29 protein-coding genes are annotated in these 24,087 nt (G+C 59.0%); 6 read left to right on the forward strand and 23 right to left on the reverse strand.

What is annotated here, in order from left to right:
* Nucleotides 1-115 precede the first annotated feature (115 nt).
* Nucleotides 116-1,288: an IS3 family transposase gene (locus ACTQ4R_RS03940; RefSeq protein WP_441626069.1), complete on the reverse strand. Its 1,173-nt coding sequence runs from the start codon at nucleotides 1,286-1,288 to the stop codon at nucleotides 116-118.
* A 175-nt stretch (nucleotides 1,289-1,463) separates the two neighbouring features.
* Here ACTQ4R_RS03940 and ACTQ4R_RS03945 point away from each other — a divergent pair, with 175 nt between their 5' ends.
* Entirely contained in the window at nucleotides 1,464-3,281 is a 1,818-nt protein-coding gene (locus ACTQ4R_RS03945) for an ATP-binding protein (RefSeq protein WP_441626071.1), read from the forward strand.
* A 228-nt stretch (nucleotides 3,282-3,509) separates the two neighbouring features.
* On the opposite strand, the gene ACTQ4R_RS03950 is transcribed toward ACTQ4R_RS03945, so the two are convergent.
* On the reverse strand, nucleotides 3,510-4,748 hold the full coding sequence (locus ACTQ4R_RS03950) for an IS256 family transposase (RefSeq protein ID WP_441626073.1): 1,239 nt from the start codon (nucleotides 4,746-4,748) through the stop codon (nucleotides 3,510-3,512).
* 713 nt (nucleotides 4,749-5,461) lie between these two features.
* On the opposite strand from ACTQ4R_RS03950, the gene safA (ACTQ4R_RS03955) reads away from it, so the two are divergent.
* A complete protein-coding gene (gene safA, locus ACTQ4R_RS03955; RefSeq protein WP_441626075.1) occupies nucleotides 5,462-6,064 on the forward strand; it encodes a SafA/ExsA family spore coat assembly protein in 603 nt (200 codons plus the stop codon).
* Between the two features lie 52 nt (nucleotides 6,065-6,116).
* On the opposite strand, the gene ACTQ4R_RS03960 is transcribed toward safA (ACTQ4R_RS03955), so the two are convergent.
* From ACTQ4R_RS03960 to ACTQ4R_RS04050, 19 genes are all read right to left on the reverse strand, one after another.
* Complete coding sequence (locus ACTQ4R_RS03960) at nucleotides 6,117-6,695, reverse strand: hypothetical protein (protein ID WP_441626077.1); 579 nt, start codon at nucleotides 6,693-6,695, stop codon at nucleotides 6,117-6,119.
* A 4-nt stretch (nucleotides 6,696-6,699) separates the two neighbouring features.
* Nucleotides 6,700-7,758, reverse strand: a complete 1,059-nt coding sequence (locus ACTQ4R_RS03965; protein WP_441626079.1) for a baseplate J/gp47 family protein — start codon at nucleotides 7,756-7,758, stop codon at nucleotides 6,700-6,702.
* Between the two features lie 13 nt (nucleotides 7,759-7,771).
* Entirely contained in the window at nucleotides 7,772-8,116 is a 345-nt protein-coding gene (locus ACTQ4R_RS03970) for a hypothetical protein (protein WP_441626081.1), read from the reverse strand.
* 1 nt (nucleotide 8,117) lies between these two features.
* Nucleotides 8,118-8,510, reverse strand: a complete 393-nt coding sequence (locus ACTQ4R_RS03975) for a hypothetical protein (protein WP_441626083.1) — start codon at nucleotides 8,508-8,510, stop codon at nucleotides 8,118-8,120.
* A 19-nt stretch (nucleotides 8,511-8,529) separates the two neighbouring features.
* Nucleotides 8,530-9,474 carry a hypothetical protein gene (locus tag ACTQ4R_RS03980; protein ID WP_441626085.1) on the reverse strand — a complete coding sequence of 315 codons (945 nt, stop codon included), beginning with the start codon at nucleotides 9,472-9,474 and terminating at the stop codon, nucleotides 8,530-8,532.
* Complete coding sequence (gene safA, locus ACTQ4R_RS03985) at nucleotides 9,471-10,046, reverse strand: SafA/ExsA family spore coat assembly protein (RefSeq protein WP_441626087.1); 576 nt, start codon at nucleotides 10,044-10,046, stop codon at nucleotides 9,471-9,473. The genes ACTQ4R_RS03980 and safA (ACTQ4R_RS03985) overlap by 4 nt, the downstream gene beginning before the upstream one ends.
* Before the next feature lie 14 nt (nucleotides 10,047-10,060).
* Nucleotides 10,061-10,594, reverse strand: a complete 534-nt coding sequence (locus ACTQ4R_RS03990) for a hypothetical protein (protein WP_441626089.1) — start codon at nucleotides 10,592-10,594, stop codon at nucleotides 10,061-10,063.
* Between the two features lie 2 nt (nucleotides 10,595-10,596).
* Nucleotides 10,597-10,896, reverse strand: a complete 300-nt coding sequence (locus tag ACTQ4R_RS03995; protein WP_441626091.1) for a hypothetical protein — start codon at nucleotides 10,894-10,896, stop codon at nucleotides 10,597-10,599.
* Nucleotides 10,893-11,276, reverse strand: coding sequence for a hypothetical protein (locus ACTQ4R_RS04000; protein WP_441626093.1), 384 nt, complete (start codon nucleotides 11,274-11,276; stop codon nucleotides 10,893-10,895). Before ACTQ4R_RS04000 ends, ACTQ4R_RS03995 begins: the two co-directional genes overlap by 4 nt.
* A gap of 21 nt (nucleotides 11,277-11,297) precedes the next feature.
* Nucleotides 11,298-12,350 carry a phage tail sheath C-terminal domain-containing protein gene (locus ACTQ4R_RS04005; protein ID WP_441626455.1) on the reverse strand — a complete coding sequence of 351 codons (1,053 nt, stop codon included), beginning with the start codon at nucleotides 12,348-12,350 and terminating at the stop codon, nucleotides 11,298-11,300.
* Nucleotides 12,351-12,355: 5 nt separating this feature from the next.
* Complete coding sequence (locus tag ACTQ4R_RS04010; RefSeq protein WP_441626095.1) at nucleotides 12,356-12,850, reverse strand: hypothetical protein; 495 nt, start codon at nucleotides 12,848-12,850, stop codon at nucleotides 12,356-12,358.
* A complete protein-coding gene (locus ACTQ4R_RS04015; protein WP_441626097.1) occupies nucleotides 12,847-13,170 on the reverse strand; it encodes a hypothetical protein in 324 nt (107 codons plus the stop codon). The genes ACTQ4R_RS04010 and ACTQ4R_RS04015 overlap by 4 nt, the downstream gene beginning before the upstream one ends.
* Entirely contained in the window at nucleotides 13,167-13,529 is a 363-nt protein-coding gene (locus tag ACTQ4R_RS04020; RefSeq protein WP_441626099.1) for a hypothetical protein, read from the reverse strand. Before ACTQ4R_RS04020 ends, ACTQ4R_RS04015 begins: the two co-directional genes overlap by 4 nt.
* Before the next feature lie 27 nt (nucleotides 13,530-13,556).
* Nucleotides 13,557-14,588: a phage major capsid protein gene (locus ACTQ4R_RS04025; protein ID WP_441626100.1), complete on the reverse strand. Its 1,032-nt coding sequence runs from the start codon at nucleotides 14,586-14,588 to the stop codon at nucleotides 13,557-13,559.
* 13 nt (nucleotides 14,589-14,601) lie between these two features.
* Entirely contained in the window at nucleotides 14,602-14,946 is a 345-nt protein-coding gene (locus ACTQ4R_RS04030) for a hypothetical protein (protein WP_441626102.1), read from the reverse strand.
* Nucleotides 14,947-14,973: 27 nt separating this feature from the next.
* The gene (locus ACTQ4R_RS04035) at nucleotides 14,974-15,822 is read right to left on the reverse strand and encodes a hypothetical protein (RefSeq protein ID WP_441626104.1); all 849 of its coding nucleotides are present in this window, start codon (nucleotides 15,820-15,822) and stop codon (nucleotides 14,974-14,976) included.
* Between the two features lie 5 nt (nucleotides 15,823-15,827).
* The gene (locus tag ACTQ4R_RS04040) at nucleotides 15,828-16,988 is read right to left on the reverse strand and encodes a serine/threonine protein phosphatase (RefSeq protein WP_441626106.1); all 1,161 of its coding nucleotides are present in this window, start codon (nucleotides 16,986-16,988) and stop codon (nucleotides 15,828-15,830) included.
* A gap of 244 nt (nucleotides 16,989-17,232) precedes the next feature.
* Nucleotides 17,233-18,474, reverse strand: coding sequence for a PBSX family phage terminase large subunit (locus tag ACTQ4R_RS04045; protein WP_441626108.1), 1,242 nt, complete (start codon nucleotides 18,472-18,474; stop codon nucleotides 17,233-17,235).
* Nucleotide 18,475: 1 nt separating this feature from the next.
* Entirely contained in the window at nucleotides 18,476-18,931 is a 456-nt protein-coding gene (locus ACTQ4R_RS04050; RefSeq protein WP_441626109.1) for a terminase small subunit, read from the reverse strand.
* Nucleotides 18,932-19,128: 197 nt separating this feature from the next.
* Here ACTQ4R_RS04050 and ACTQ4R_RS04055 point away from each other — a divergent pair, with 197 nt between their 5' ends.
* Both ACTQ4R_RS04055 and ACTQ4R_RS04060 read left to right on the forward strand, forming a co-directional pair.
* A complete protein-coding gene (locus ACTQ4R_RS04055) occupies nucleotides 19,129-20,208 on the forward strand; it encodes a sensor histidine kinase (RefSeq protein WP_441626111.1) in 1,080 nt (359 codons plus the stop codon).
* Nucleotides 20,205-20,912, forward strand: a complete 708-nt coding sequence (locus tag ACTQ4R_RS04060; protein WP_441626113.1) for a response regulator — start codon at nucleotides 20,205-20,207, stop codon at nucleotides 20,910-20,912. Before ACTQ4R_RS04055 ends, ACTQ4R_RS04060 begins: the two co-directional genes overlap by 4 nt.
* 103 nt (nucleotides 20,913-21,015) lie before the next feature.
* Here the strand turns inward: ACTQ4R_RS04060 and ACTQ4R_RS04065 are convergent, their stop codons facing one another.
* Complete coding sequence (locus ACTQ4R_RS04065) at nucleotides 21,016-21,897, reverse strand: LysR family transcriptional regulator (RefSeq protein ID WP_441626115.1); 882 nt, start codon at nucleotides 21,895-21,897, stop codon at nucleotides 21,016-21,018.
* A 25-nt stretch (nucleotides 21,898-21,922) separates the two neighbouring features.
* A complete protein-coding gene (locus ACTQ4R_RS04070; RefSeq protein ID WP_441626117.1) occupies nucleotides 21,923-22,096 on the reverse strand; it encodes a hypothetical protein in 174 nt (57 codons plus the stop codon).
* 48 nt (nucleotides 22,097-22,144) lie between these two features.
* Between ACTQ4R_RS04070 and ACTQ4R_RS04075 the strand changes: the two genes are divergently transcribed.
* The gene (locus ACTQ4R_RS04075) at nucleotides 22,145-22,978 is read left to right on the forward strand and encodes a LysM peptidoglycan-binding domain-containing protein (RefSeq protein WP_441626119.1); all 834 of its coding nucleotides are present in this window, start codon (nucleotides 22,145-22,147) and stop codon (nucleotides 22,976-22,978) included.
* Nucleotides 22,979-23,106: 128 nt separating this feature from the next.
* A complete protein-coding gene (locus ACTQ4R_RS04080) occupies nucleotides 23,107-24,063 on the forward strand; it encodes a DUF6017 domain-containing protein (protein WP_441626121.1) in 957 nt (318 codons plus the stop codon).
* The last annotated feature ends 24 nt before the right edge of the window (nucleotides 24,064-24,087 follow it).

Genomic DNA, 24,087 nt, shown 5'->3' on the forward strand with positions numbered 1-24,087 from the left:
TTTTATCGAAACACGGGTGGTTTCTTATACGGAAAACCTTGATTTATCAGGGTTTTCCGTTTTCTATATTTCCACGGGGTTTTCGTGAAATGCTAAAATCGCAAAGAACTTTTCTCTATTCAGATCCGCTATTTGAACACGACTTTTCGATATAACCGCCATCGTATGCAGCCTCAAACCCTCGTGGTGTCTTATATTTTAGGGTTTGATGTGGCCGGACTTCATTGTAAAAGCGAATGTACTCATTTACACTTTTCCGGAAGTGCTTTTCAGATGTATATTCCCTCCGATAGGCTTCTTCCTTCTTAAATGTTGCGAAAAACGCTTCTGCAACAGCATTGTCATGAGGACGGGCAGTTGCGGAAAAGGATTGTTTAACCCCAAACTGTTGCAGCAGTTTGGAAAGTGCATCAGAAATGTACTGTCCACCTCTGTCACTATGAAAAGTCAGATTTTTTGGATTTCCGCGTTCGGCATAAGCGTCCCGAAAAGTTGTTGTCACAAGCCGTGTACTGGCAGTACGGGATATGCGATACCCAACCACTCTACGAGAAAACAGGTCAATGATTGCGCAAAGGTACATCCAAGAATCTTTAATTCTGAAATAAGTAATATCGCTTACCCAGATTTGATTTGGATGATCAGCATTGAATTCACGGTTTAGCAGGTTTTGTTTTTTGCGTTGCTGTTGAGCTTTGTATAGCTTTTTTGCATCTGTGCGGATGCTGTATAAGCCGAGTTCATGCATAATGGCTGAAACGCGTTTTGTACTGACGTGCATACCAGTCTTCACTAAAACCGAGCGAATCTTATCGGCACCATATCGCTGCTCACTGTCATCAAATATTTGTTTGATTTTCAGCATAAGCTGAGCTTTTTCCTCTTCATACTGGCTGCGGTTTACCCGGCGGAAAATGTGGTTATAAAATGTGCCACGGGATACATCCAGCGCTTCGCATAGTTCATGGACACTGTATAGATCTGCCATTTCATTATGTAGGTGTTCCAAAGTTGCCAGCTTATCCTGCAAAGGGATACGGGTAATATAACCTGATAAACGGATGACTTCCAGCTCATGTTCTACTTTTCGAAGCCGCCTTGAAATAGCATCAAATTCTGCTGGAGTATAAGTGCGGGTATCTGTTTGAATGGAGCAATACTGCTTTCTCCAATGATAGAGGGTACTCTGAGATATGTTCAATTCTTTGCAGAGTTCCTTAATGGATTCGCCTTTTTCATAGCGCCGGATCGCTTTGACTTTGAACTCAGTTGGGTATTTTATTGGCATAGCCTCATCTCCTTAGATATGATGAGCCTATTATAAAATGCAACACAGTACTGTCAAATATGCGCCGAGGATTGTCGAAAGTGCTAAAACTATGTTGATTAAACTCTCAAATATGGTATAATTTAACTATAATAGTATAAGGACATATACAAAAATAGGCAAAGGAGGGAATATTGTGAAATTACGCGAGATTATTTTAAAGAACTTCAGGGGCTACTATGCCGAAACAAGAATAACAATTGATGATCTGACTGCTTTGATTGGTAAGAATGATGTTGGGAAGTCCACTATTCTCGAGGCTCTTGATATATTTTTTAATCAGTCAAAAATCGATTCTGTAGATAGAAATGTATTCCATATGGGTGAAGAAACTGTAATCGGATGTGTTTTCGATGATCTCCCCGCCGAAATTACATTGGAAAATGTAACTACTTCATTCTCCAAAGAATACCTGCTTAACCGAGATGGGAACTTGGAGGTTTTGAAGAAATATCCTACTAATGGAAAAACAACCATTTGGATTTATGCCAATCATCCATCTAATGACGGATTTAATGATTTGCTGTTAAAAAAGAATAATGAGTTGAAAGCAATGATTCGAGCTGCGCACTTGGAAGACGGTGTAAATCTATCCATTAATTCAGCTATGCGTGCAGCATTATGGGCATCTTTAGGTGATACAATTACCTTTGAAGCAAGAGAGATTAGTGCGGATCAAGCTGATGAGAAAAAATTGTGGCCCAAAATTGAACCGCTGTTGCCATCCTATCGGCTGTTCAAAGCGGACAGGCCGAGTTCTGACGAAGACCAAGAAGCGCAAGATCCTATGCAACATGCAATGAAGACCGCACTTGAAGAACAATCAGAGCAGTTGAACGCCATTGCCAATGAAGTACAGCGAAAGGTTTCGGAAGTTGCCACCAATACTATTCAGAAATTAAGGGAGTTTGATCCAGAGCTCGCTGCAACATTAACCCCTAAATTCAAAAAAGAACCGACATGGGAAAAGGCATTTTCTTTTTCTTTGACGGGAGAAAATTCTATCCCTTTGAATAAGCGCGGAAGTGGAATTCGGAGACTTGTGCTTTTTAGTTTCTTTAGGGCTACAACTGAATCTGCCCTTTTTGAAGGCAAAAATATTATCTATGCAGTAGAGGAACCAGAAACCTCCCAACACCCAGATGCCCAAAGGATGATAGTAAACACATTTAAAGAGATGACGGAAAAGAACGGGTGTCAGATAATTATCACAACTCACGTCCCGGGGTTAGCAGCTCTGCTTCCAATTCAGAGCCTGCGCTATATTACAAATAGCGAAGGCTATCCCGAGGTTGCAGTCGGAACGGAAGACGCTGGAATTCTGGCACGAATTGCTGACACATTAGGAGTACTCCCAGATTTAACTCCGCCATTGGCTCCGCAGCATCATGATGTAAAACTTGTTATCTGCGTAGAGGGGCCAAATGATGTAGCGTTCCTCACAGCAATTAGTCGAACTGCACATCAAGCAGACCCAAGTATTGTTGATTTGAATAGCTCACCTTACATTGTGATTATTCCTTTAGGGGGCAACACTCTAAAGGAGTGGGTAAATCACAATTATCTTCAAAAGCTTAACACACCTGAGTATCACATATATGATAGTGATAATACACATGCACACGCCGGAATTTGTGACCAAATTAATCGCCGCGGCGATGGTTCTTCTGCAAGAGAAACAGCAAAACGCGAAATGGAAAATTACATACATAGCGATGTTGTAAGGGACCTCTTTGGTGTCCAGATTGAGATAAGCGACACAATGGACGTGCCACGTGAAATCTCCGCACTATTGCAAGCGAGAAATCCAACGGCATATAGCCCCGAAACAGTAAAAAGGAAATTGAACAAATTAGGAGCCCCCAGAATGACAATGGAATTGCTTCACAGCCGTGATCCTGCTGATGAGGTTATAGGATGGCTGAGAGAAATTTCAGAATTTATACAGGCGTAGTTTTCAGCACCAGCGATTTTCTACATCAAAAAAGGAAAATATCGGGTCTGTCCCAAATTCTGTGTAAACACCGAAATGCGGTGCAAATAGAGCAAAATTTATTCAAGGCGGAAGTGGCGCAAGCTGCTGCCGCCTTGTTTTCAAAATAGCAGTGGATAGTGGGCATGTCAAGGGCGGGGGCGCCAGCCCCCGTTCATCTTGATCCTTGACATGCCGGTATGCAGCAGGTTATTCCGGCATGCGATCAGCAAAGAATACTGCCAGCTGAGCATGAATCATGCTCCAATCCTGTCTCCGGCCAGTCCATTTCTTTGTGATATCAATCATGGCCAGATACAGCATTTTCAGTAGGCTGTCATCGGTGGGGAACACGGATTTTGCCTTGGTTACTTTCCGAAGCTGACGGTTGAATCCCTCAATTGCATTGGTCGTATATATCAAGCGACGAACCTCTTGGGGATACTTGAAATAGGTACTCAGATTGGGCCAATTATCCCGCCAGGACTGAGAAATTTTGGGGTATTTCTTGTCCCATCGCTCAGCGAAGGTGTCCAGTGCGTCCAAAGCGGTAGGCTCATCTACCGCAGCGTAAACAGCCTTCAAATCGGCCATGAGTACTTTCAAGTCCTTGTAAGATACATATTTGCTGGAATTCCGAAGCTGGTGAATAATACAGTTCTGAATCTCTGCCTTGGGAAACACTGCTTCGATCGCAGCGGCAAATCCGGTCAAATTATCCGTACAGGCAATGAAAATATCTTCTACGCCCCGGTTCCTCAAGCCGTTGAGCACCGTTGCCCAGAATTTGGCACTCTCATTTTCACCGACCCACATGCCCAGAACATCTTTTTTGCCGTCCAGATTGATACCAATGGCTATGTATACGGCCTTTTTGACGATTTGCCCCTCACTGCGAACATGATAGTGGATGGCATCCAGGAAAACCACTGCGTATACGCTTTCCAAAGGCCGCTGCTGCCATTCTTTTGCGATGGGAAGGATCTTATCCGTAATGCGACTTACAGTTGTATCTGAGACTTCTACGCCGTAGATATCCTGAATATGCGCTTCAATATCACCTGTGGTCATTCCTTTTGCATACATGGACAAGATCTTTTCCTCGATGTCCTGGCTGATGCTGGTTTGGTTTTTCTTCAGCACCTGAGGCTCAAACTCGCCTTTCCGGTCTCGAGGCACCGATACCGCTACATCTCCGAAGCTGGTCCGCAGTGTTTTATGACTGTGACCGTTGCGGCTGTTATCTGTGTCCTTGTTCTTGTAGTCATACTTGCTGTAGCCCAGTTCATCATCCAGCTCTGCTTCCAGGCCATTCTCCATGAATTCTGAGATTGCCTCCTTAAACAGGCTCTGAATGTCATCCATGCTGCCGATGTTTGCCATCTGCGACAGTTCTCGGATTTTCTCCCGCCGGGCGTTTTCTTCTGGAGTACGATTCTTTCTGGCCATATGTAAAACCTCCGATGTGGTGCTTCTATTCTACACCACATCGGAGCTTTACACAAAATTTGGGATGGTCTCAAAATATCCGGAATGAAGCCACCTGACACGTCGTCGCGGACTGCATATCGTTCGCGACGACGTTTTCTTTTTCAAAGCAAACGTCATCTCTCACTCATTCCGTCGTTCCTCCTTTCCGACCGCGATTCGCTCCGCTGGATTCCGGTTCGGATAAGAAAACGAAAATATCCGGAATGAAGCTACCTAACATATGAAAGAGTTCTCTTTTTCGAACATTTTCCCGAAAAAGAGAACTCTTTTTGCAGAGAACCTTGATATACGAAGGCTTTAACATGAAATGCAGATGAACAAAAACATCCAGATGGAAGCCGCATGGCGATCCCGGAAGCATTGAAAAATCAATGCTTCCGGGATCGTCCCTTATACATCAATACCTCCACCTGCCCAAATACAAATTATTTCGTTAACTGTGATCTATTATCTATTATTTTTTGAATTAGATTTTGCTAAGTAAAATGCTAAGTAAAATTCAAGCTATCGGCCGCTCCGAAAAATCGTTCTGATCCACTGATATCCCTTACAGCGGCGGGATAGAGGGCGCCTGCTCTGGTTCAAGGCAGATATTACCTTTGCAAAATAGTTACAAAACGGTTACAATCGTATCATTCGTGCACGAAATGATATTTTTGAGAGGTATTGCTATGAAAAAGACGCGTATTATGCTGACCGCAGCTGTTTTGACGGGAAGCCTGCTCACCATCCCCGCTGCCGCGCTTTCCCACGAGGTCGTTCCCGGCGACACCATGTGGAAGTTGGCCGTACAGTATCAGGTGGGCACCAGCGAGATCATCCAGGCAAATCCACAGGTGGATGACCCCAATCTCATCTATCCGGGCCAGCTGCTGCAGATCCCCCAGCTGGACAGCACGGAGGCCAGTTATGAATCGGAGGTCATCCGTCTGGTCAACGAGGTCCGCCGGAAAAACGGCCTGCACCCGCTGAGTGCCAATTGGGAGCTGTCCCGGGTGGCCCGTTACAAGTCCCAGGACATGCGGGACCGGGGATATTTCTCCCACACAAGCCCCGCCTATGGCTCCCCCTTCCAGATGATCACCGCCTTTGGCCTCTCCTACCGTACCGCCGGAGAAAATATTGCCCGGGGCTACGCCTCTCCACAGGCTGTTGTGGACGGCTGGATGAACTCCAGCGGCCACCGGGCCAACATTCTGAACGCCTCCTACACCCAAATTGGTGTCGGCTACGTTGCGAAGGGCAATTACTGGACCCAACTGTTTATTGGATAAGCAAAGGAAGCCGGCGCCCCGCAGGGGGCGCCGGCTTCCTTTGCTTATCCTTTTAGGCCTGTTCCTCCGGCACTGCCAGCTCAAAGCTCTCCCAGGTGTGGAGATCCGCCTCCACGCCCTTCCAGGTCAACTCCATAGCCTCGCACTCCTGCCAGGTCAGATAGCGGAAATAAAATTCCACCTCCAAATGGCAGGGCAGAATGTCCAGCACGATATTTTCGATCTCCCGGAATTCCGGCGGCACACCGTTTACATCCGGGAAAATCACCCGCAGGCGGCCTGTGTCCACCTCCAGCGCCTTAGCCCGGACGCCGCAGCCCTGGATGGTGCGGTTGATTGCCTCCGGCGTCAGGCTGTCCCCGTCGATCTGCAGCAGCGCAGCGATGGCCGCCCGGCGGCTCTCTGCCGTCAACGCGGCGGACTTTCTGGCAAAAAGCGCCTCTCTGCGGTCCAGCCCCTCGTCCTCCGCCGTGGCGGTGAGACTTTCCCGCTCCACGGTCTCCAAACGCTCCGCCGCCGTGTCCAGTGCGCTGCCCAGGGCATATAGTTCCCCCTCGCTGACGCTCCCCACCGACAGGTCATAGACGCCCAGGGGCAAGAGCAGGTTTTTCAAATACGCCGCATAGCCCATGTACTCACGCCTCCAGCTCCGTCACGCTCAGACCGCCCAGCACAGGCAAAGTCCCAACGGCCGCCGCCACGTCCGCCGCCGGGCTCACCAGCCGTACATTTGCCACGCCCTCCTGCTGGAAAGCCAGCGTGATGAGCTCCGCCGCCAGTACTGGTTTACCCAGCAGATGCCCGCCGAAAAAGGAGGCCACCGCCTGCTCCACCGTCGCTTTTACCGCCGCGAATGTCCAGCCGCTTCCGGCGGCCACCTCCATCGTCACATTCACGGTCCGCGTCTGGGGAGCCAGTACCCGCACATCCACGGCGATCTCCCGCTTTTCCTGCAGGTCCGCCCGGACCTCTTCCAGCAGTGCTGCATCCGGCTGTCCGCTCTCTCCGGTAATGTACACGTCCACCGTTCCGATGCCCCGCGCCCTGCCCACCGCCTGGGCCGCCGTCACGCCTTCATGGTCCATGGCCGAGCGCTCATACCAGGCCGCATTGGCGCCGTTGGGCAGACGGCGGTAGCTCTCCAGCACCCTGGCCCGCAGGCTCTCGTCGCTCTCCGGGTCACTTCCGCCGGAAAACGCCTTCGGATTGGTGCAGGCGGTGATGCCCACCGGGCAGGCCGTCATGATGGTGACGGTCCCGGACGCCGCGTTAGACGCGCTGCCGCCTTCCAATGCCTCCGCCGGCGCATCCACGAACAGCTCCCCCGCCTTCAGCACGCACCGGGCGGTGGTCTGAAACCGGACCTCCTCTTCCGTCATGCAGATGCTTCCCGCCGGGACCTCCAGGTCCACCGTGGAAGCCCGCTCCACGGAAAATCGCAGCGTTCCCACCGCTTTCACCGCCTCCAGACGGCGCAGTCCCCGCATGGCGGCGTGACGGTCCAAATAGATGCCTTGCGCCGTCTGGGGAAAGCTCTGGTCCAGCACCCATTCCGTCTGAATATTCAGCGCCTGCACCTGGGCGGCAGCGGCATACAGCCGCACCGCCAGGTCACAGGATTCCTCCGGCCGGAAGCCGCAGCGCTCCTCCAGCTTCGCCAGCATCTCTTGATAGATCTCCTCAACGCCTTTCAAGCCCGTTCTCCTTTCACTTCATATCCAGCGTCACCGCCAGCTCCTCTCCCTCGTAAAGAAGACGGGCTGTCAGGGCCATTACGCCGTCCCCCTCTTCCAGCGTCACTGCTTCCACCGAGACAGGCTCCTCCGCCAGCGCCTCCGCCGTGAACTGCTGGGCTGCCGCTTGGCGGCGCTGGCAGGGAAACGTGTCCAGCTGCCACAGACGGCTGCCCAGTTCCTCCAGAAAGGGAAAACTCCCCCGCCGGGCCGTCAGCTTGAACAGCACCCGCTGCAGCAGAGCATCCCGTCCCTCCGCCAGACGCAGGCGGTTCCCGCTTTTCACATAGTCTCCGTTTTCCAGCTTCAACTCCGCCATGTCACACTGTCTCCTCCTCGCCGCACCGGCAGGGCACATAGGGCTCTCCGTTGACGCGCAGCGTTCCCTCCAGCTGTATGTCGCCCCGAAGGCGGATGCTTCCGTCCCGCTTTAGGTAAATGCTTCCGCCGCCAGGGCCTTGGATGCAGACCTCTCCCGGCTGCATCCCCTCCGGTGCCGGCTGCTGCCGGGTCCCCGCCACGCACTGTTCCTCTCCGCCGGGACCGCCCTTGATGACCAGCACTGCTCCGCCGCTCTCCGGCATCCAGATATAGCCGCCGGGACCGTAGACCGGCAGTGACCGCACCTCTCCCCGGGTCACCACGCCGGCACTGCCGCCGGCGATGGTGGTCACGCCTAAGTCCGCGTCCGCCGTGGGCGGTGTCTGTTTCATCTGTCTGGAAATCCACATATCACACACGCTCCTCCAATGTCAGCGTCACCTGGGCGCCGTTTTCCCGGGAAAACGTATTCTCCGCCTCCGCCACCCGGAAAGTTCCCCGCAGTCCCAGATACTCCAGGTCCAACTCCGCCGTATCCCCGGGGAAGGCCAGAAAGCTGCCGGGCAGCGCCAATTCCACGGTCCGCTCCCCCTTTTTGGACTGCTGGATCTGGTACTCCCCGGTGTACCGCATGGCCGCCCAGGTGCTCTGTCCCGGCGTATACACCACCCGGCGGCACTGGCCGCCCCGGTCCAGCATGTCCTGGTTGCGGACGCTGTACGCGGTGTTCCGGGTCTTGTCGATGACCAGCACCTCTGTCAAGACGCCGTAGTGGTCCTCCCGCAGCACGCAGGAGAGGACCGGGTCGCCGCCGGTGATCCGCAGCCGCTTTCCCTCCTTTTCCGGTGCCGCCAGCAGGCGGCCGTCCCGGCCGAACCGGGGCGAAAAGCCGCCGTAGGTCCTGCAAAACCCCTCCAGCGCCTTCCACTGGCTGCTGCCTGCCGCCACGGTATAGGCGGAATCCGCCCGCACCTGGGCCGTCTCCGCCGCCTGGATGCCGTAGGGCGTCACATGGTTGCGGATGATCTCCTGCAGTGTCGCTCCTTGATAGGTCAGCGGCCTGGACTCGTTGTCCAGCAGCCGGGCCGCGTATCCCCGGCCGCTGACGGTGGCCGTCAGTCCAGACTTGCCCAGAGCCACGGTGTATTCGTCCACAATGCCCCGCAGCATGACATTCTCCCCCTCCATGGCCAAAAATCCCGCCGCCAGATGCAGCGGCCCCGCCATGGATCGATCGTACAAAAACGTCACCGAATAGCTGTCGCAGGGCACCGTTCCGGTGTGGAGCACCTTCCACGCCAGCAGGGCGGGCAATTCCCAGGTCTCGTGGCGGCAGGTGATGAGCCTTCCTGTCATGGGATATACACCCTGTCTCCCGGATAGATCAGATTGGGGTTTTTGATCTGGGGATTGGCGGCGATCAGCGCCGTCAGACTGACGCCAAACCGCTTTGCGATCCCCCACAGGGTATCTCCTTTCCTCACAGTGTACACGGCGTGTTCCGCCTCAGCCGCCTTTGCCGCGGCAGCCGTCTGCTCCTCTTGATTTTCCAGCGCCGTCAAGCCCGCCGTGTAGCCTCCCAGGTCCTCCCAGAAGGCAAAGCGGTAGCGCACATAGTCCGGCAGGGGCTTTTCCGTCAGCTCCAAGGACACGAAATGCGCCCGGGACGCCGGCCACACCGGATGGACCAGCAGGCCGGGCCCCTCCTGCAAAAACACCTGCTCCAGTGCCCGGAAGGTCTCATAGGCGTCCCGTCCCGCGAAGGTCCCCTCTCCCTGCAGGACCTTGTATGTGCCGCCCAGGTCCTGCAGCACACATCCGCCGAAGGGCACCTTGTGCACGGCCACCTCCCTGCGGCGCTCCACCTGGTACACCTCCGGGTTGTGTGGCCAGGTAAAATTCTTATATCGCATCGGTGTCAGCCTCATCGCCGCGCCTCCTTTCAGTACAGGGAAAATCCGCCGTCATACCGGCGGGCGTCCCGCTGGATGAGGCGGGACAGCGCCCGCTCCCCGGAGCGCTCCCCGGTCTCCTCCTCCGCCAGCGTCTCCAGCCAAGCCGCCCCACCGGCGTTCCCCACCGTTGGCCGGCGTTTCCCGGCAGCCGCCGGGGCTCTCTCGTCCCCGGCGGCCCGCCGCCCGCTTTTCAGCGTTTCCCCTGCGTTCTCCTCTTCATCCCATCCAGCGGCCACGGTCTCATAGCCGCCCTGTGGGGAGCCTATCCCAGACGGTGCGCCGCCCTCCGCAGCGATGTCCGCAAGCCTCTTTCCTCCCGCTGTCCGAAGCGCCCGAGACAAACCGCCCCACACCGCCTCCGGGACGGTCTCCCCGGACCACGAGCCGGCCTCTTCCCTGCCGGCGCCAGCCGCCTGGGATGCTCCTGTCCGGCCATCCGCGCTTTCCTCCGCGTTTTTGCCCAGCAGCAGGCGGGCCAGCGCCGCCCGCTGCCGCAGCAGCTCCTGCCGGATATAATCCACGCTCACACCTCCCGCAGTTTCTGAAACCGCTCCGGGTCAAAGGCGGGATTTACGGTCTCTGTCTCCCGCTGTCCGCCGAGCATCTCCAAAAACGATTCCATTTCCCGGGCCGTCAGCTCTTCCAGAACAGCTCCGCTGTTCTGGAAGGCCGGCTCTCCCTGCGACCAGCAGCACTCCGCCAGCACCCGGGCGTTGGCGAGCAGGCTCCGCTCCAACGGGTCCTCCGCCTCCCGGCCGCTCTCCCGCCAGATGGCCAGAAGCCGGGCCGCCGTCAGCGGCCGCAGCTCATCCACATTGTTCATGCGCCAGTCTCAATGCGCTTGGAGGCCACCACCGTGACCTTTTCCGCCACCATGGCGTTCAGCTGGCCCTCCTCCTGGATGGCACTCCACTCGCAGCCGCTGTAAATGATCTTCCGGTCCGGTTTGCAGATGACCAGGGAAAAGTCCTTCAGCTCATAAAAATTGATGCCGTCGGACACCGCGTCGTCGGTAGCATACAGCCGCGTCAGCTCCAGCGTGTATTTTTTCTGTCCCTCGATGGTGGCCACTGGCTCGCTCTCGCCGAAGGCCTCCACGCTTTGGGAGGATTTGACCGCCTTGGCGGTGTAGCTCTGCACCACCGCCACCTTTCGGCCATCCAGCTCCAGATAGATGTCCGAGCTCGTGGGAAATCCTTTCATGATCGTCTGTTCCCTCCCCTGTTATACGGTGATGTGCACCGTCAGATAGATCTGGTTGAGCCCGTGGGCCACAGCAAAGCTGAACTCCACCAGGCACACGGTGGGGTCGTCGGGGTCCGCGGCGGCGGTCACCTCGCCGTAGCTGTCGATGATCTCAGCGGCCACCTTTTTCTCCAGCTCCACAATGACCTGGGAGCGGATAGCTCCCCGGTTCCGGGCGGTATTTTTCGTCCTGGCGAATTTGCTGCGCAGGGCGTCCCGCACCGCGGGGACGATATCGTCCACGATGAGGATGGTGGTCAGCTCCCGCCAGGTGGCGTCCGCCGCGCCGCCCGTGGTGGTGCGGGTGGTAATGCCCCGCACCGGAGCGGTGACGCCCGCCACACACTCCAGCGGCGTGACGCCGCCCCGCACCAGCAGGTCGATCTCGTTGTCGCTGTAAGTAGCCGCCAAGCCGCCCAGACCCCGCAGCTCCGCGCCGTTCAGAGGGACTGCCGGGTCGGTGCCGGCGGCGATGACGCCGGCCACAGCCGCCGCCGCGAACACACCCGACAGCGTCTGCCCCGCGCCGTCCAGCATGTCAGGGCCCACCAGCACCATCCGCTCGCTGTTCAGCTCCGCCGCATGGCTCACCAGCTCCGCCGCCGTTTCGCCGTTGCCGCCTACTACGGCGATCCGTTCCCGGCGGCAGACGGAGGCGTTCTCCACAGCGGCCCGCAGCGCCTGCTGCACGCTTACATCGGCGCTGTCGCAGACCACCACCTGCGCCTCCTGGCCCTCCAGCACAGCAAATGCCGCCTCGTAGTCCGCCAAGGTGCCCTCGTCCGCCACACGCACCGCCGTCACGGTGGAAGCGCCGTTTTGGAACAGCAGCTTCAAGATCGTGCACATGCCCGCCTCGGTGTCCTCCCCGAAGGCCCGCACACCGGCGGCATAGCTGGTCAGCATCACCGCCTCGCCCACGGTGCCGCCGGCGGCCCTGGCCGCCACGCCGATGCTTTTCGGCGCCGCTCCGGCAGACACCACCGCCGACGCGTCATAGGCCGAGTAAACCCCCGGCCGCTCATGTCTCATTTCACTCAAGTGGTCAAAACTCCCTTCAGTCGAAAGTCCAAAAACGCCTCATCGTCTCCGCCGCTCTCCGCCACGAACACCGCCCGGCACTGCAGCCGGCCCCGCCGGCGGAACATCCCCGTGTCCTTTTCCCATTGGATGCCCTCCCAGGACAGCTCTCCGCAGCGGATGCCGGTGGGCAGGCCTCCCAGCAGTACATCCGCCGCCCGGCCGCAGGCGCTCTCGCAGTCCGCGGCCCGTTCCGCCCGTATGTCCACCAGGATCTCCGCCGCCAGCTGCTTGCCGTAAAGCTCCCGCACCGTGCCCAAGGCCTGGTCGTAGCTCTGCCCCAGGTAATTGCAAAACCCCAGTGCGCCGCTTTCCACAGTACCCACGTCCACCGCCGCCACGGCGCCGTCATGATCCCGCCTCCGCTCCGGAGGCCAGGCGGCAAAGGCGGTAAGCCCCGCTTCCTGCAGGGCCCGGACCACCTCGTCCCGCACCAGCGTCAGTTCCTTCATGTGGCCGCCTCCTTTTCGGTTTCCAACACCGCCCACCAGTGGTCCAGCCGCTGGCCCACGTACCAGGGCCGGCCGCTCCGCACCCGAAAGCGCCGTCCGTTCCATGTGACCACAGCGCCGGTATCTGCCGCCGCATCCCCCAGATACAGCCACAGCCTCCCATCATCCCAGCCGATGTTGGTCATGCCGCCGGGCACTGTCTCACTTTGCTGGGTCAGCGGCTGCAAAAACGCCCTGGCCTCCGCGGTGCCGGCCGCCGTCTCCACAGTGACCGCCTGTCCCCACCGGCACAGGAGCTGCTCCGTCCACGCCCGGCTCATCCCGGCACCCCCAGAAAAGCAAAGTCTCCCGGCTCGGTGTACGGCGCCATCAGCTCCTCCGCCGCCTGGCGCAGGGAGCCGGCCAGGGCGGCGGTCTCCGCCGCCGTCCTGCCCTTGACGGAGACCTGCCCCGCTGTGAAGGACGCCACATCGCCGCCACCGCCGGCCATCATATCCGCCGCCGCGGTAAACGCCGCCGCGCAGGCAAAGGCTGTGCCGCAGTCCTCCGCCGTCAGCCCCTCCCGGAGCCGTCCCCTCCAGCGGCGGACAGCCGCACCGCACAGCGCCTCCAGCAGTGCCGCCTCATCCGCCCCGGCGCCGCACACGCTCTGTGCCAGGCTTCGGATCGTCTGTTCCATGCGTCATCCCTCCCTGTCGGATACCGCTCACACCCTCAAGACCTTGGAAGCGTCCGTGAACAGCTTGGCAAAGCCGGAAACGGAGGTGATGGCGGCACGCTCCAGCTGGCGGTCGATGAGCTTGTCATATTCCACCAGGATCTCGCTGGCGCTGATCTGTTCCAGAGCGTACCGCTTGTCCAGGCCGATGACGGTTCCGGCGGGCACCATGCCGCTGCGCAGGAGCTTTGCGCCCAGGGGCGTGGTCAAAGTGCCGGTGCCCTGGAAGTTCAAGCCGGTCAAGGGATTCTGGAACTCCGGCAGCTTCAGCATGGCCAGCATCATGTCGTTGCCCACCAGCAGGGTATTCATGGTGTAAGGGTCAAACTGGCTCCAGAAGTCCACCAGCGCCTCATAGCTGAGGGTGCCCGCGGTGCCGGAAACAGGCTTGGTGCCCACGGAATAGCTTTTGGCCTTGTTGTCGTTGCCGTCGCCGTTGAGGATGACGCCGATGGCGTCCTCCAGGTGCATACGGCCGATGTAGGCGCCGATCTGGCGCAATGTCACGGAAAACAGGTCCAGACGCTGGAAGCGGATGGCCTCGTAGGAGGCCACCAGCATGCGGCCCCGCTTGTGCAGGCGCACCAGATTCTCCTGGGTACGGACCACGGTCTCGGGAATGGCGGCGCCCTCCTCCACCCGGCGGAGCTTCTTGTCCTCCTCAGTGGGCACGGAGGCGATGGAGCGGTAGTCCATGCCGTCAAAATGGGTCACGGTCGCCACCAGGTCCGGCAGAATGCTGCCCTCCTCCAGGCCCTGGCGCACCACCCGGGACACGAACTCCGGGAACAGCACGGAGGACTCGGTGGTGTGGAAAAATTTCTCCACCATGTCGCTGCCTGCACCCTTGACCTTGATGTCGAAGCGCTTGAGCTGCCGCTGGAAGGCGTCCAGTCCCTCCAAGGGCGTACCGCGGTAGTTTTCGCTGGGGTCCAACTCCTCCAGGGTCTTGGCAAAGCTCTGGCCGCTGCGGCCGTACATGCCCTTCTCCAGGCGAATGTTCTCGTAATGATAAGCCATCTCTATCTCCTCCTTACAGTACGAATGTCACGGTGCCGCCGGTGCTGTCCACATCCACCACCAGGTAGCTGCGGCCGGCGCTGTCCGCTTTGACGCCGCCGGAGCCGTCGGCGGAAAGGCCGCTCCAGCCCAAGGCAGGTGCCGTGCCGGTGTAGTTCACGCGCACCATGCCGCCCAGGGCCACGGTGCAGGCCGCACCGTCCCTGCTGACGCTGCGCACCACGCCGCAAAAGCCGTCGCCGCTCTGGCAGGGCCCCACGGTCTTGCTGTCAGACACCTTGACCACCTGGTCCTCCACCGCCGCCTCACCGGCAAATGTGGCCGTCCACTGGCCGATCCCCTCATACGAGTAATTCATGCATGCTCTCCTTTCTTATTTTCGTCCTCAGACGAGAAATGCCGTCTCATCGCCCCGCTCCTCCGGGGCTCTGTCCCGCAGCTGGGGCATGGCGGGAAAGCGCCGGGCCGCCTGCTTTTCATAGGCCCGCTTCAGCTCCCGCAGCTCCGGCTCCTCCAGACGCTCCGCCGCCGCGGCGAACACGCCTCCGTCCAGGCCGTCGTCCGCCAACATGGCAAGGCGCACCACCTCCCGGCGCAGCTCCTTCATGTACCGCTCCCCCAGGGCCGCCTGCTTGCGCAGCAAGGCTGTCTGCCGGTCCTCCTGGCCGTAGCGCTTCAAAACACCGGCTCCCGGCTGGGCAGGCACCGCCACGAAGGACCACTCATAGGCGTCCAGCGGCTCCCGTAGCTCCGTAAAGCACAGCTTGTCCCCATACCGCTGCCCTCTTACGTGCTGGCAGCCGCCCTCGGCGCCGCAGATGGAGCACACCTGCCGGCCCATGCTGCAGCCCACGCTGACCTCCTTTTTGATGCCGCCCTCGATCTCCGCGATAAGGTCTGCGTTTTTCTCCGTCCGCAGCAGATACGCCCAGCCCTTCAGCCAGCGGTATCCGTCTCCCGCCGCCGTGGTCATGGCCGGTTCCTCCACCACCTCCGTGCGGTAGATGCGGGCGGTCTGCCCCTGGGCGGACCACTGGTGGTCAAACACGCCGCTCTTGCCCACGAACAGCCTGCCCAGCTCCTCCAAAGCCTCCGGGGCGAACCGCTCCAAGTCCCGGTCCACCTCGTTGTCGCACAGCCGCAGCGTAAAGGTGTACACCTGCTCCGCCGTCAGCGGCGTCTTGGCAAACTGGTTGATGCGTTTCAGCTCCTCCTGCATTTCCTCTGTCGCCATTTCTTTTACACGCCTCCCTGTTTTTCCTGTTCCGCCCGGTCATTTTCGATGCGCAGCCGCCTGGCCTGTTCCCGGTAAAGCTCCGCCCGGGACTCCTCCACCTGGTCCTGGAGGTTGATGTCGTCCCAGACCACCTCGCAGCCGCAGGGATAGCCATGCATCCGCAGCCACATCCGGCACACCCGTTCCACCACCGGCGTCAGCATTCTGCGGATGGCGGTGATCTCCGTGGTCAGAAGGTCCGCCTGCTGGGCGCTCATTCGCTCCGTGGAGCTCCAGCTGAGCCCCAGCATGAAAGGCGGGATACCGGTCTTTGCCACGATCTGCTCCAGCACCTGCCGCACCGGCACCTCACTGTCCAGGATGGGCGCGTCACCGCCGATGACGCGAATGTCCACATCTCCCACCGCCACGAAGTCCCGGACGCTTCCGCCGCGGCTGTCCGCCATGGCTCTGGACCACTCCCCGGCCAGCTGCCGGCTCCGCTCCGCCGCCTGTCCCTCGCCGTCCCGGCAGGTGACGGCAAAGCGCACATTGCCGCACCGCTCCCAGTTGACGCCGATGGTGTGGTAAATTTTCATGAGAATATCCGCCAGAAACGGCAGGGACCGCAGCAGTGACACGCCATAGGGGTTCTCCGCCTCCGGGTGGAAGGGCGTGAACAGCAATAGGTGCTGGTAGGGCAGGGGCTGGATGTGTCCGTGCTCATCCGGGCCGCAGATCACAAAGTCCAGGGGGTGCTCTCCCTCCCGGATGTCGATGCGGTCCACCCGTCCGCACAGCAGCGCGGCAATGTCCCGGTTCCCGCCGGCAGGCACCATCTCCCCCACCGCCCTGCCGTAGGTCAGCAGGGAATCCAGGTAGCAGTCCAGAAAGGCGTTCATGCCAAACTGTCCCCGCCCCGTGGGCACCGTCCGCAGAAATTCCGCCAGCTCCCGCTCCGCCGCCGGGTCGCCGCACCGGGCCGACACGCCGCCGCACATCCGCACCAGCTTGTAAATGGCCGCGTCCACCAGAGGCACCGCCTCCCGCACCGCCCGGTACAGCTGGTCCTCTCCCCTGTGCAGGGGCACATAGTCCCCCAGCATGCCAAAGGGGTGCTGTTCCCCGCTGCGCAGCTGCACCGGCGCCGCTGACACACTCTCCCGCTTTTTAAACCATCTCACGTTTGATATCCGCCTCCGTTTCTTTCCGTCACATCCGCCGCTCTACATACGTCGCCGCGAATCCGCCGCTGCCGTCCCGCACCAAATCCATGGCAAAATACCGCATGTCGTTTTCCCATGGCCTTCGTCCATGGGAGCCCTTTCCTTTCAACTCTGGTCCGCCGGGCAAAGCCCGCCGGTCCCAAGGTTTTCCGCAGGCGGAAAACGCTTGTACGCGGCTTCGCCGCGGCTCGCTTTGCTCGCTTCATGGACGCCGCTCCACATATGTCGCCGCGAATCCACCGCTGCCGTCCCGCACCAAATCCATGGCAAAATACCGCATGTCGTCCATGGCGTGGTCGTGCTCCTTTCGGGGCGCGTCCTTTCCGCCCCGCTCGTCCCAACAGTACTGCTCCATCTCCCGTAGGCAGTCTTTGCAGCCCTGGCAGATGATGATTTTTCGTTTTTTCAGCAGGTCCGCCGTCACCCGAATGCCGTCTGCCACATCGTTTACCGCCCGCGTCACGGTAAAACCCTCCCGCCGCAGCGTCTCGATAAAGCTGGCGGCCGACGGGTCCACGATGACCCGCTGGATCTCTCTTCCCGCGGCCAGGCCCTTTAGGTCCGCCGCGTATTCGGCGTCCGTTTTCTGCCACCCTTCCTTCCGGGAATCAAAATACCGCTCCGCCACCCGGTACCAAACGCCGTCCATCTGCCCCCAAAGGCCGAAGGACGCCGGGTTGGCGGTCCCGTAATCCACGGAGATGCGCCACTGCCGGAAAGGTCCCGCCGGCACCGGCGCCGTGTCCCGCTGGCAGTCAAAGAAGTCGTACACCAGGCCCTGGGCCGCCGTCCACTCTCCCAGCACGAACCGCCGGTAAAACACCCCCGAGTAAGCCCGCCGGTAGCGTGCCCGGATGCGGGGCGATAGGGCGGGGTTGTCGTCCATGGTAAAGTGGAGGTACAGCGCCCGCCGCTCCTCCGCCTTCAAGATCCACTCCTGGTAAAACCAGTGCTGGGGCCCCTCGGGGTTGCAGTTGAACCAGAGCCTGCTCCCCGCCACGGAGCACCGGGCGCAGGCCTGCTCCACGAAGGAACGGGGCATCAGCGCCGCCTCGTCCAGCAGTACGCCCGCCAGGGTGCTGCCCTGGATGAGAGCCGCGCTGGTCTCATCCCTGCCGCCAAAGAGCAGATAGCGGTTTTCATGTCCGCCGTACCGCACGATCAGCAAATTTTCCGACCGCTTCTCCCGGTAGGAAAACCCCAGCTGCCGCAGGCAGGGCAGCAGCTCCGACAGCAGGTTTCGCCGCAGGGACACGATGGTCTTGCCGCACAGGCCCAGCTGCTGTCCGTTAAAGCAGGCCTGGGCCCACAGGAAGAAGGACAGCCCCATGGAAAAGGTCTTTCCGCTTCGGACCGCCCCGTCGCAGATGATGGCCTCCCAGTGCTGTTCCGGCCGGCACCACCAGGTCAAAACCCGCCGCTGCTTGGGAGAAAAGCGCAACACCTCAGCCGTGCTCCCACGCTCCCTCCTCTTCCGTACCGGCGGCGCTCAAGGCTCTGAACAGCTCCTCCGCTCCGGAGACGCTCTCTCCGCCCAGCAGCTCACACAGTGTCTCCAACGCCCGCACACGGTCCACGAATTTGATCTCCACGCCGCCCTTGTCCGTCACCCGGATCTCCGCCACCGCCGACAGGTCCAGCCCCTCCGCCAGGGCGCTTTGCCCCTGCATGGCCAGCCTCACGCCGTCGTTGGCCTGTCCAAACGCCAGCTGCGCCAGCCGCCGCAGGACATCCTCCCGCCGCAGCTGCCCCGCGGCGGCCTCCCGCATCCGGTCCAGGCGCTTTTGCGTCCCCGGTGCCGCGAGACAGGTAAAGCCGTCCCGGCACCCCGCCTCCAGGGCGGCCCGCTCCGGGTCCATGGTCCGCAGGTACGCCCGGCAGAACCGCTCCATGTTCGCCATCTCTCCGCCTCCTTTTGTCCGCACCCCTGGTCTCCCCACCGGCCTTTGCCGCACACCGCTGTGCGGCAGGCCGGAGATTTTTTCTTTTCTCCCTCCTAGCTGCCAGTGTTTTTTAGCAAAATTTTAACATCCCGTCTGTTATAATAGAGGTGACCTGCTATAATGTGGTCATACCGTTACGAAAAGGAGCAACTGCCTTGCACCACGAAAAACAACTCTGGAGCCGCCTCTTCCCCTTCTCCCGGTGGGACCTTCTCATCTCCTCGGTCATCTTTCTCTGCGCGGTGGTTTTCTGCGCCCTGCTCCGTCTGACCAACAGCGGCGACGGCTTCGCCTCCCCCATTTTCGTCCTGGCCGTTCTGCTCATCTCCCGCCTGACCACCGGGTATCTGTACGGTCTCATCGCCTCATTGCTGGGCGTCATCTGCGTCAACTACGTGTTTACATACCCGTATCTGGCCCTCAACTTCACCCTCTCCGGCTATCCGCTGAGCTTTCTGGCCTTTTTGACAGTCTCCATCATCACCAGCACCTTGACCTCCCAAGCCAAGCAGCAGCAGGAGCTGCGGGTGGAGAACGAAAAGGAAAAGATGCGGGCCAATCTGCTGCGCTCCGTCTCCCATGACATCCGCACACCGCTGACCTCCATCGTTGGCGCCACCTCCACCATTTTGGAGACGCCCGCCCTCTCTCCGGCAGAACAGCGGGACCTGCTGGAGGATGTCCGTGATGACGCCCAGTGGCTGATCCAGGTGGTGGAGAACCTGCTCTCCATCACCCGCATCGGTGACGACCAGGCCCGCATCCACAAGGAGGCCGAACCGGCGGAGGAGATTTTAGGCGTCGCCGTGCAGAAATTCCGTAAGCGCTATCCCGCTGTCTCCGTGGAGGTCTGTGCCCCGGAAACGCTGCTGTTCGTCCCCATGGACGCCATTCTCATTGAGCAGGTCCTGTCCAACCTGCTGGAAAACGCCGTGCTCCACGGCAAAACCACCTCCCACATCCGTCTCAGCGTCCAAAGCGACGGCAGCGACGCTCTGTTTTCCGTGCGGGACAATGGGCAGGGCATCCCCCCCAGTCTGCTGCCCACTCTTTTCGACGGCACACTCAAGCACAGCGAAACCAGCTCCGGCGACGGCAAGCGCAACATGGGCCTGGGCCTGTCCGTGTGCCTGGCCATTGTCCGTGCCCACGGCGGCACCATGGCGGCCAAAAACCTGGCGGACGGTGCGGAATTCACCTTCCGTCTGCCCTTGTCAACAGGAGGTAGTCAATGAACATCCGAGAAAAGATCCTGGTGGTGGAGGATGAAAAGAGCATCGCCCATTTCATCTCCACCATTCTGAACACCAACGGCTACGAGGCCATGCAGGCCCGCTCCGGCCAGGAGGCCCTGTCCATGATCTCCTCCCACTGCCCGGACCTCATCATTCTGGACCTGGGCCTTCCGGATATGGACGGCATGGACATCCTCCGCCAGCTGCGCAGCTGGACCAGTCTGCCGGTGGTGGTGGTTTCCGCCCGCTCCCACGAGCGGGACAAGGTCAGTGCCCTGGACCTGGGCGCCGACGACTATCTCACCAAGCCCTTCGGTACTGACGAGCTTCTGGCCCGTGTCCGTGCCGCCATCCGCCACACCCGCACCACCTCCGGCAACAACGAGATCGCCCAGCAGGGGACCTACACGGTGGGGGACCTGGTGGTGGATTTCAACAAGCACCAGGCCCTGGTCCGGGGCGAAAATGTCCGTTTGACCCTCAGCGAGTTCCGCATCGTGGCCCTGCTGGCCAAGCACGCCGGCAAGGTCCTCACCTACGACTTCATCATCAAGGAGCTCTGGGGCCCCCGTGCCGGCGGCGACAACCAGATCCTCCGGGTGAACATGGCCAACATCCGCCGCAAGATTGAGGAAAACCCCGCCTCCCCCCGGTATCTTTTCACGGAGGTAGGCGTAGGCTACCGCATGGCCGAGGGCGACTGAGAAAAAAACACCTCCCGCCGCGTTCGGTGCGGCGGGAGGTCCCGCATGCAAAACATGCCGGGGAGCCTGTGGGCTCCCCGGCATGTCTATTGACCTTTTTCATTTATTTCCGCTCCAGGTCCTCCACATACGCCTGGACATACCGCATAAAGTTTTTCGTCATGGGAGACGCCGCCTTCACCTGGGGCACGCCCATGCCCAGCATCCGAGACTGCGCCGGCCGGATGGGCAGGGCCACAGCGTCGTTGGGATAGTTCCGCAGCAGCAGTTCCGCCAGAATGGAGACTCCCAATCCCTTGGCCACCATGGAGATGATGGCGTAGTCGCTGCACGCGGAAAACAGGATGTGGGGCTGCTGGGGGAGCTTTGCAAGGATGTCATGTACCTCACCGTCGTAGCCCTGCATGGGCATAATGAAGTGCTCCGTCAAAAAGCCCTCCAGCGGCACGAACTCCCCCTCCGCCAGCGGGTGTCCCGGCGGCACCAGCGCCAGCATCTGATCCTCGCACAGGGGCAGCCACTCAAAATTTTTTCCCTCGCCGCCGGCATAGAGGCACAGGTCCGCCTCCCGGCGCTCCATGGCGCCTTCAATGATGTCCGTACCGCCCTCAATGATCTGGATCTCCACATTGGGATAATCCTTCTGGAAGCTGGCGATGATGCCGGGCAGCCAGTAGGTGGCCACGCTGGGATAGGCGGCAATGCGGATGCGGCCGGTGTCGGCGCCTTTGATCTTGGCGATGCTCTGCTCCAAGGACTCATTGGTCCGCAGCAGCTGGCGGATAATGGGCAGCAGCATTTCGCCCTCCGTGTTGGGGAGGATACCGGCGGAGGTCCGCACCATCAGCGGAAAGCCCACCTCATCCTCCAGCGACTGCATCATGTGGCTGATGCCGGACTGGGTGTAACCCAGTTCCTCCGCCGCCTTGGACAGGCTCCCCAGCTCCACCGCCCGCACAAAGGCCTCATACTTTCGAATATTCACGCTGCCAGCCTCCCTTACCTCCGGTTTATTCGCATGAAAGTCTCTCATGAAACTTGCTTAACACCGGATGTTTTTTAATATCCAGCTTCATGTTACAGGATTCGTCCGCAAAAGGCAAGGCCATTTGTAAAAATGTGCTTCTGTTTTTTCTCTCCGCCGCATATCCTGCCACAGAGGTGATGGGGAAATGATCGTTCATGTGGTGCGCGCGCAAGAAACTGTCGGTTCCATTGCGGAATCCTATGGGGTGGACCCTGCCCGTCTGGCGGCGGATAACGCCGTGCCCCCCTCCGGTGCCTTGGCGGTGGGACAAACATTGGTGGTCCGCTTTCCCCGGCAGGTCCATGCCGTCCGGTCCGGCGAGACGCTGACCTCCATCGCGGACCGCTACGGCATCTCCTTGCGGCAGCTGTGGCGGAACAACTGGCCCTTGGGGGGCCAGTCGGTCATCCATCCGGGGGATGTGCTGGTCATTTCCTATTTTGACGAAAAGCTGGGCCCCGCCGTCCTCAACGGCTACGCCTACCCCTTTATCGACCAGGCGCTGCTGGACGCCCAGCTGCCCTATCTCACCACTCTGGCTCCCTTCACCTACGGCATCACCGCCAGCGGGAGCCTCCTTCCCCTGGAGGATGACCGGCTGCTGGCCGCCGCCCGGCAGCGGGGCACCCGTCCGGTGATGCACCTGTCCACTCTGACAGAGTCCGGCCAGTTCGACACGAAGCGGGGCGCCCTGGTGCTGACGGATGAAGCCGCCCAGTCCCAGCTCATCACAGAAATTCTGCAAACCGTCCGCTACCGGGGCTATGCCGGTGTGGACGTGGACTTTGAATATCTTCCCGGCCGGCTGGCCGCGGCCTACGCCGCCTTTCTGGCCCGGCTGCGGCGGCTGCTGGCGGCCCAGGGCTTCTTCTTGTGGGCGGCCCTGGCCCCCAAGACCTCCGCCGCCCAGCCGGGGCTTTTGTACGAGGGCCATGACTACGCCGCCGTTGCCGCCGCCTCCGACGCGGTGCTGCTCATGACCTATGAGTGGGAATTGTTAGCACACACGCTGAAACCCTTGCAAATCAAGGATTCTTGAAACAATATCTGTATACGTTTTTTGAATTTGTCAAGTTTTCCAATGGACAAGCAATATGATAAGGTCGAAAAAGCACGATTGAAAAAATCGCGCTTTTTCTTTTTCAAAATTCAAAGGAGGATGCCGCTATGCCGAAAGTTATCTTGTCAGATTACTTTTACGGCGATGAATCCGAACAATTTAGCTATTATCGCCTCCCCCGATTATTAGTAACCGGCCAGCGATTCAAAAATCTCTCCACCGATGCCAAACTGCTTTACGGCCTGCTGCTGGACCGTATGGGCTTATCCGCCAAGCATGGTTGGTACGACGAACAAGGTCGGGTGTATATCTATTACACGCTGGCTGAGATACAGGCAGACATGAATTGCGGCCACGAAAAGGCGGTAAAAATGTTGGCCGAGCTGGATACCGGCAAAGGCTTTGGCTTGATCGAGCGCGTGAAGCAGGGGCAGGGACGGCCCACGAAAATCTATGTCAAGCGGTTCACCACACGCCAAAAACCACCGCAGCCCTCTGAGCCGCAAGACATTCCCAGACTTCCGGTTTTCGGAAGTCAAGACTTCGGAAAAGCAGAAGTCAAGAAGTCGGAAAAACAGAAGTCTGCACTTCGGATTTTCGGAAGTGCAGACTTCGGAAAATCGGACGCAAGTTATATTAAATCTAATCAGACTGAGTTCAGTCAGCTTGATCCATCTATCCATCCATCACCCTCCGCACCAAGCACAGGATTGATAGATCGGTACGATTGCCAGAAAGCAGTGCGCGAAAACATTGGATACGACAACCTCTGCGCCCAATACAACCGTGAGGATGTAAATGAGGTGGTGGAGCTGATGACCGATGTTCTGTGCAGCACCCGGTCTACACTCCGTGTTGGCGGAGAGGCGCTTCCCACCGAACAGGTGAAAAGTCGTTTCTTTCAGTTGGACAGCGGGCATCTGGAATATGTATTTGACTGCCTGCGGAAAAACACAACGGAGATCCGAAATATCCGGGCCTATCTGCTGACTGCCTTATATAACGCACCGGCTACTATCAGCAACTACTACCAGGCAGCGGTCCAGCATGACTTCGGCCCTTGATAACGGTTGAAAATGCGTCTCGGT

This window comes from Dysosmobacter sp. Sow4_B12 (assembly GCF_052116665.1).
Taxonomy (GTDB): domain Bacteria; phylum Bacillota; class Clostridia; order Oscillospirales; family Oscillospiraceae; genus Oscillibacter.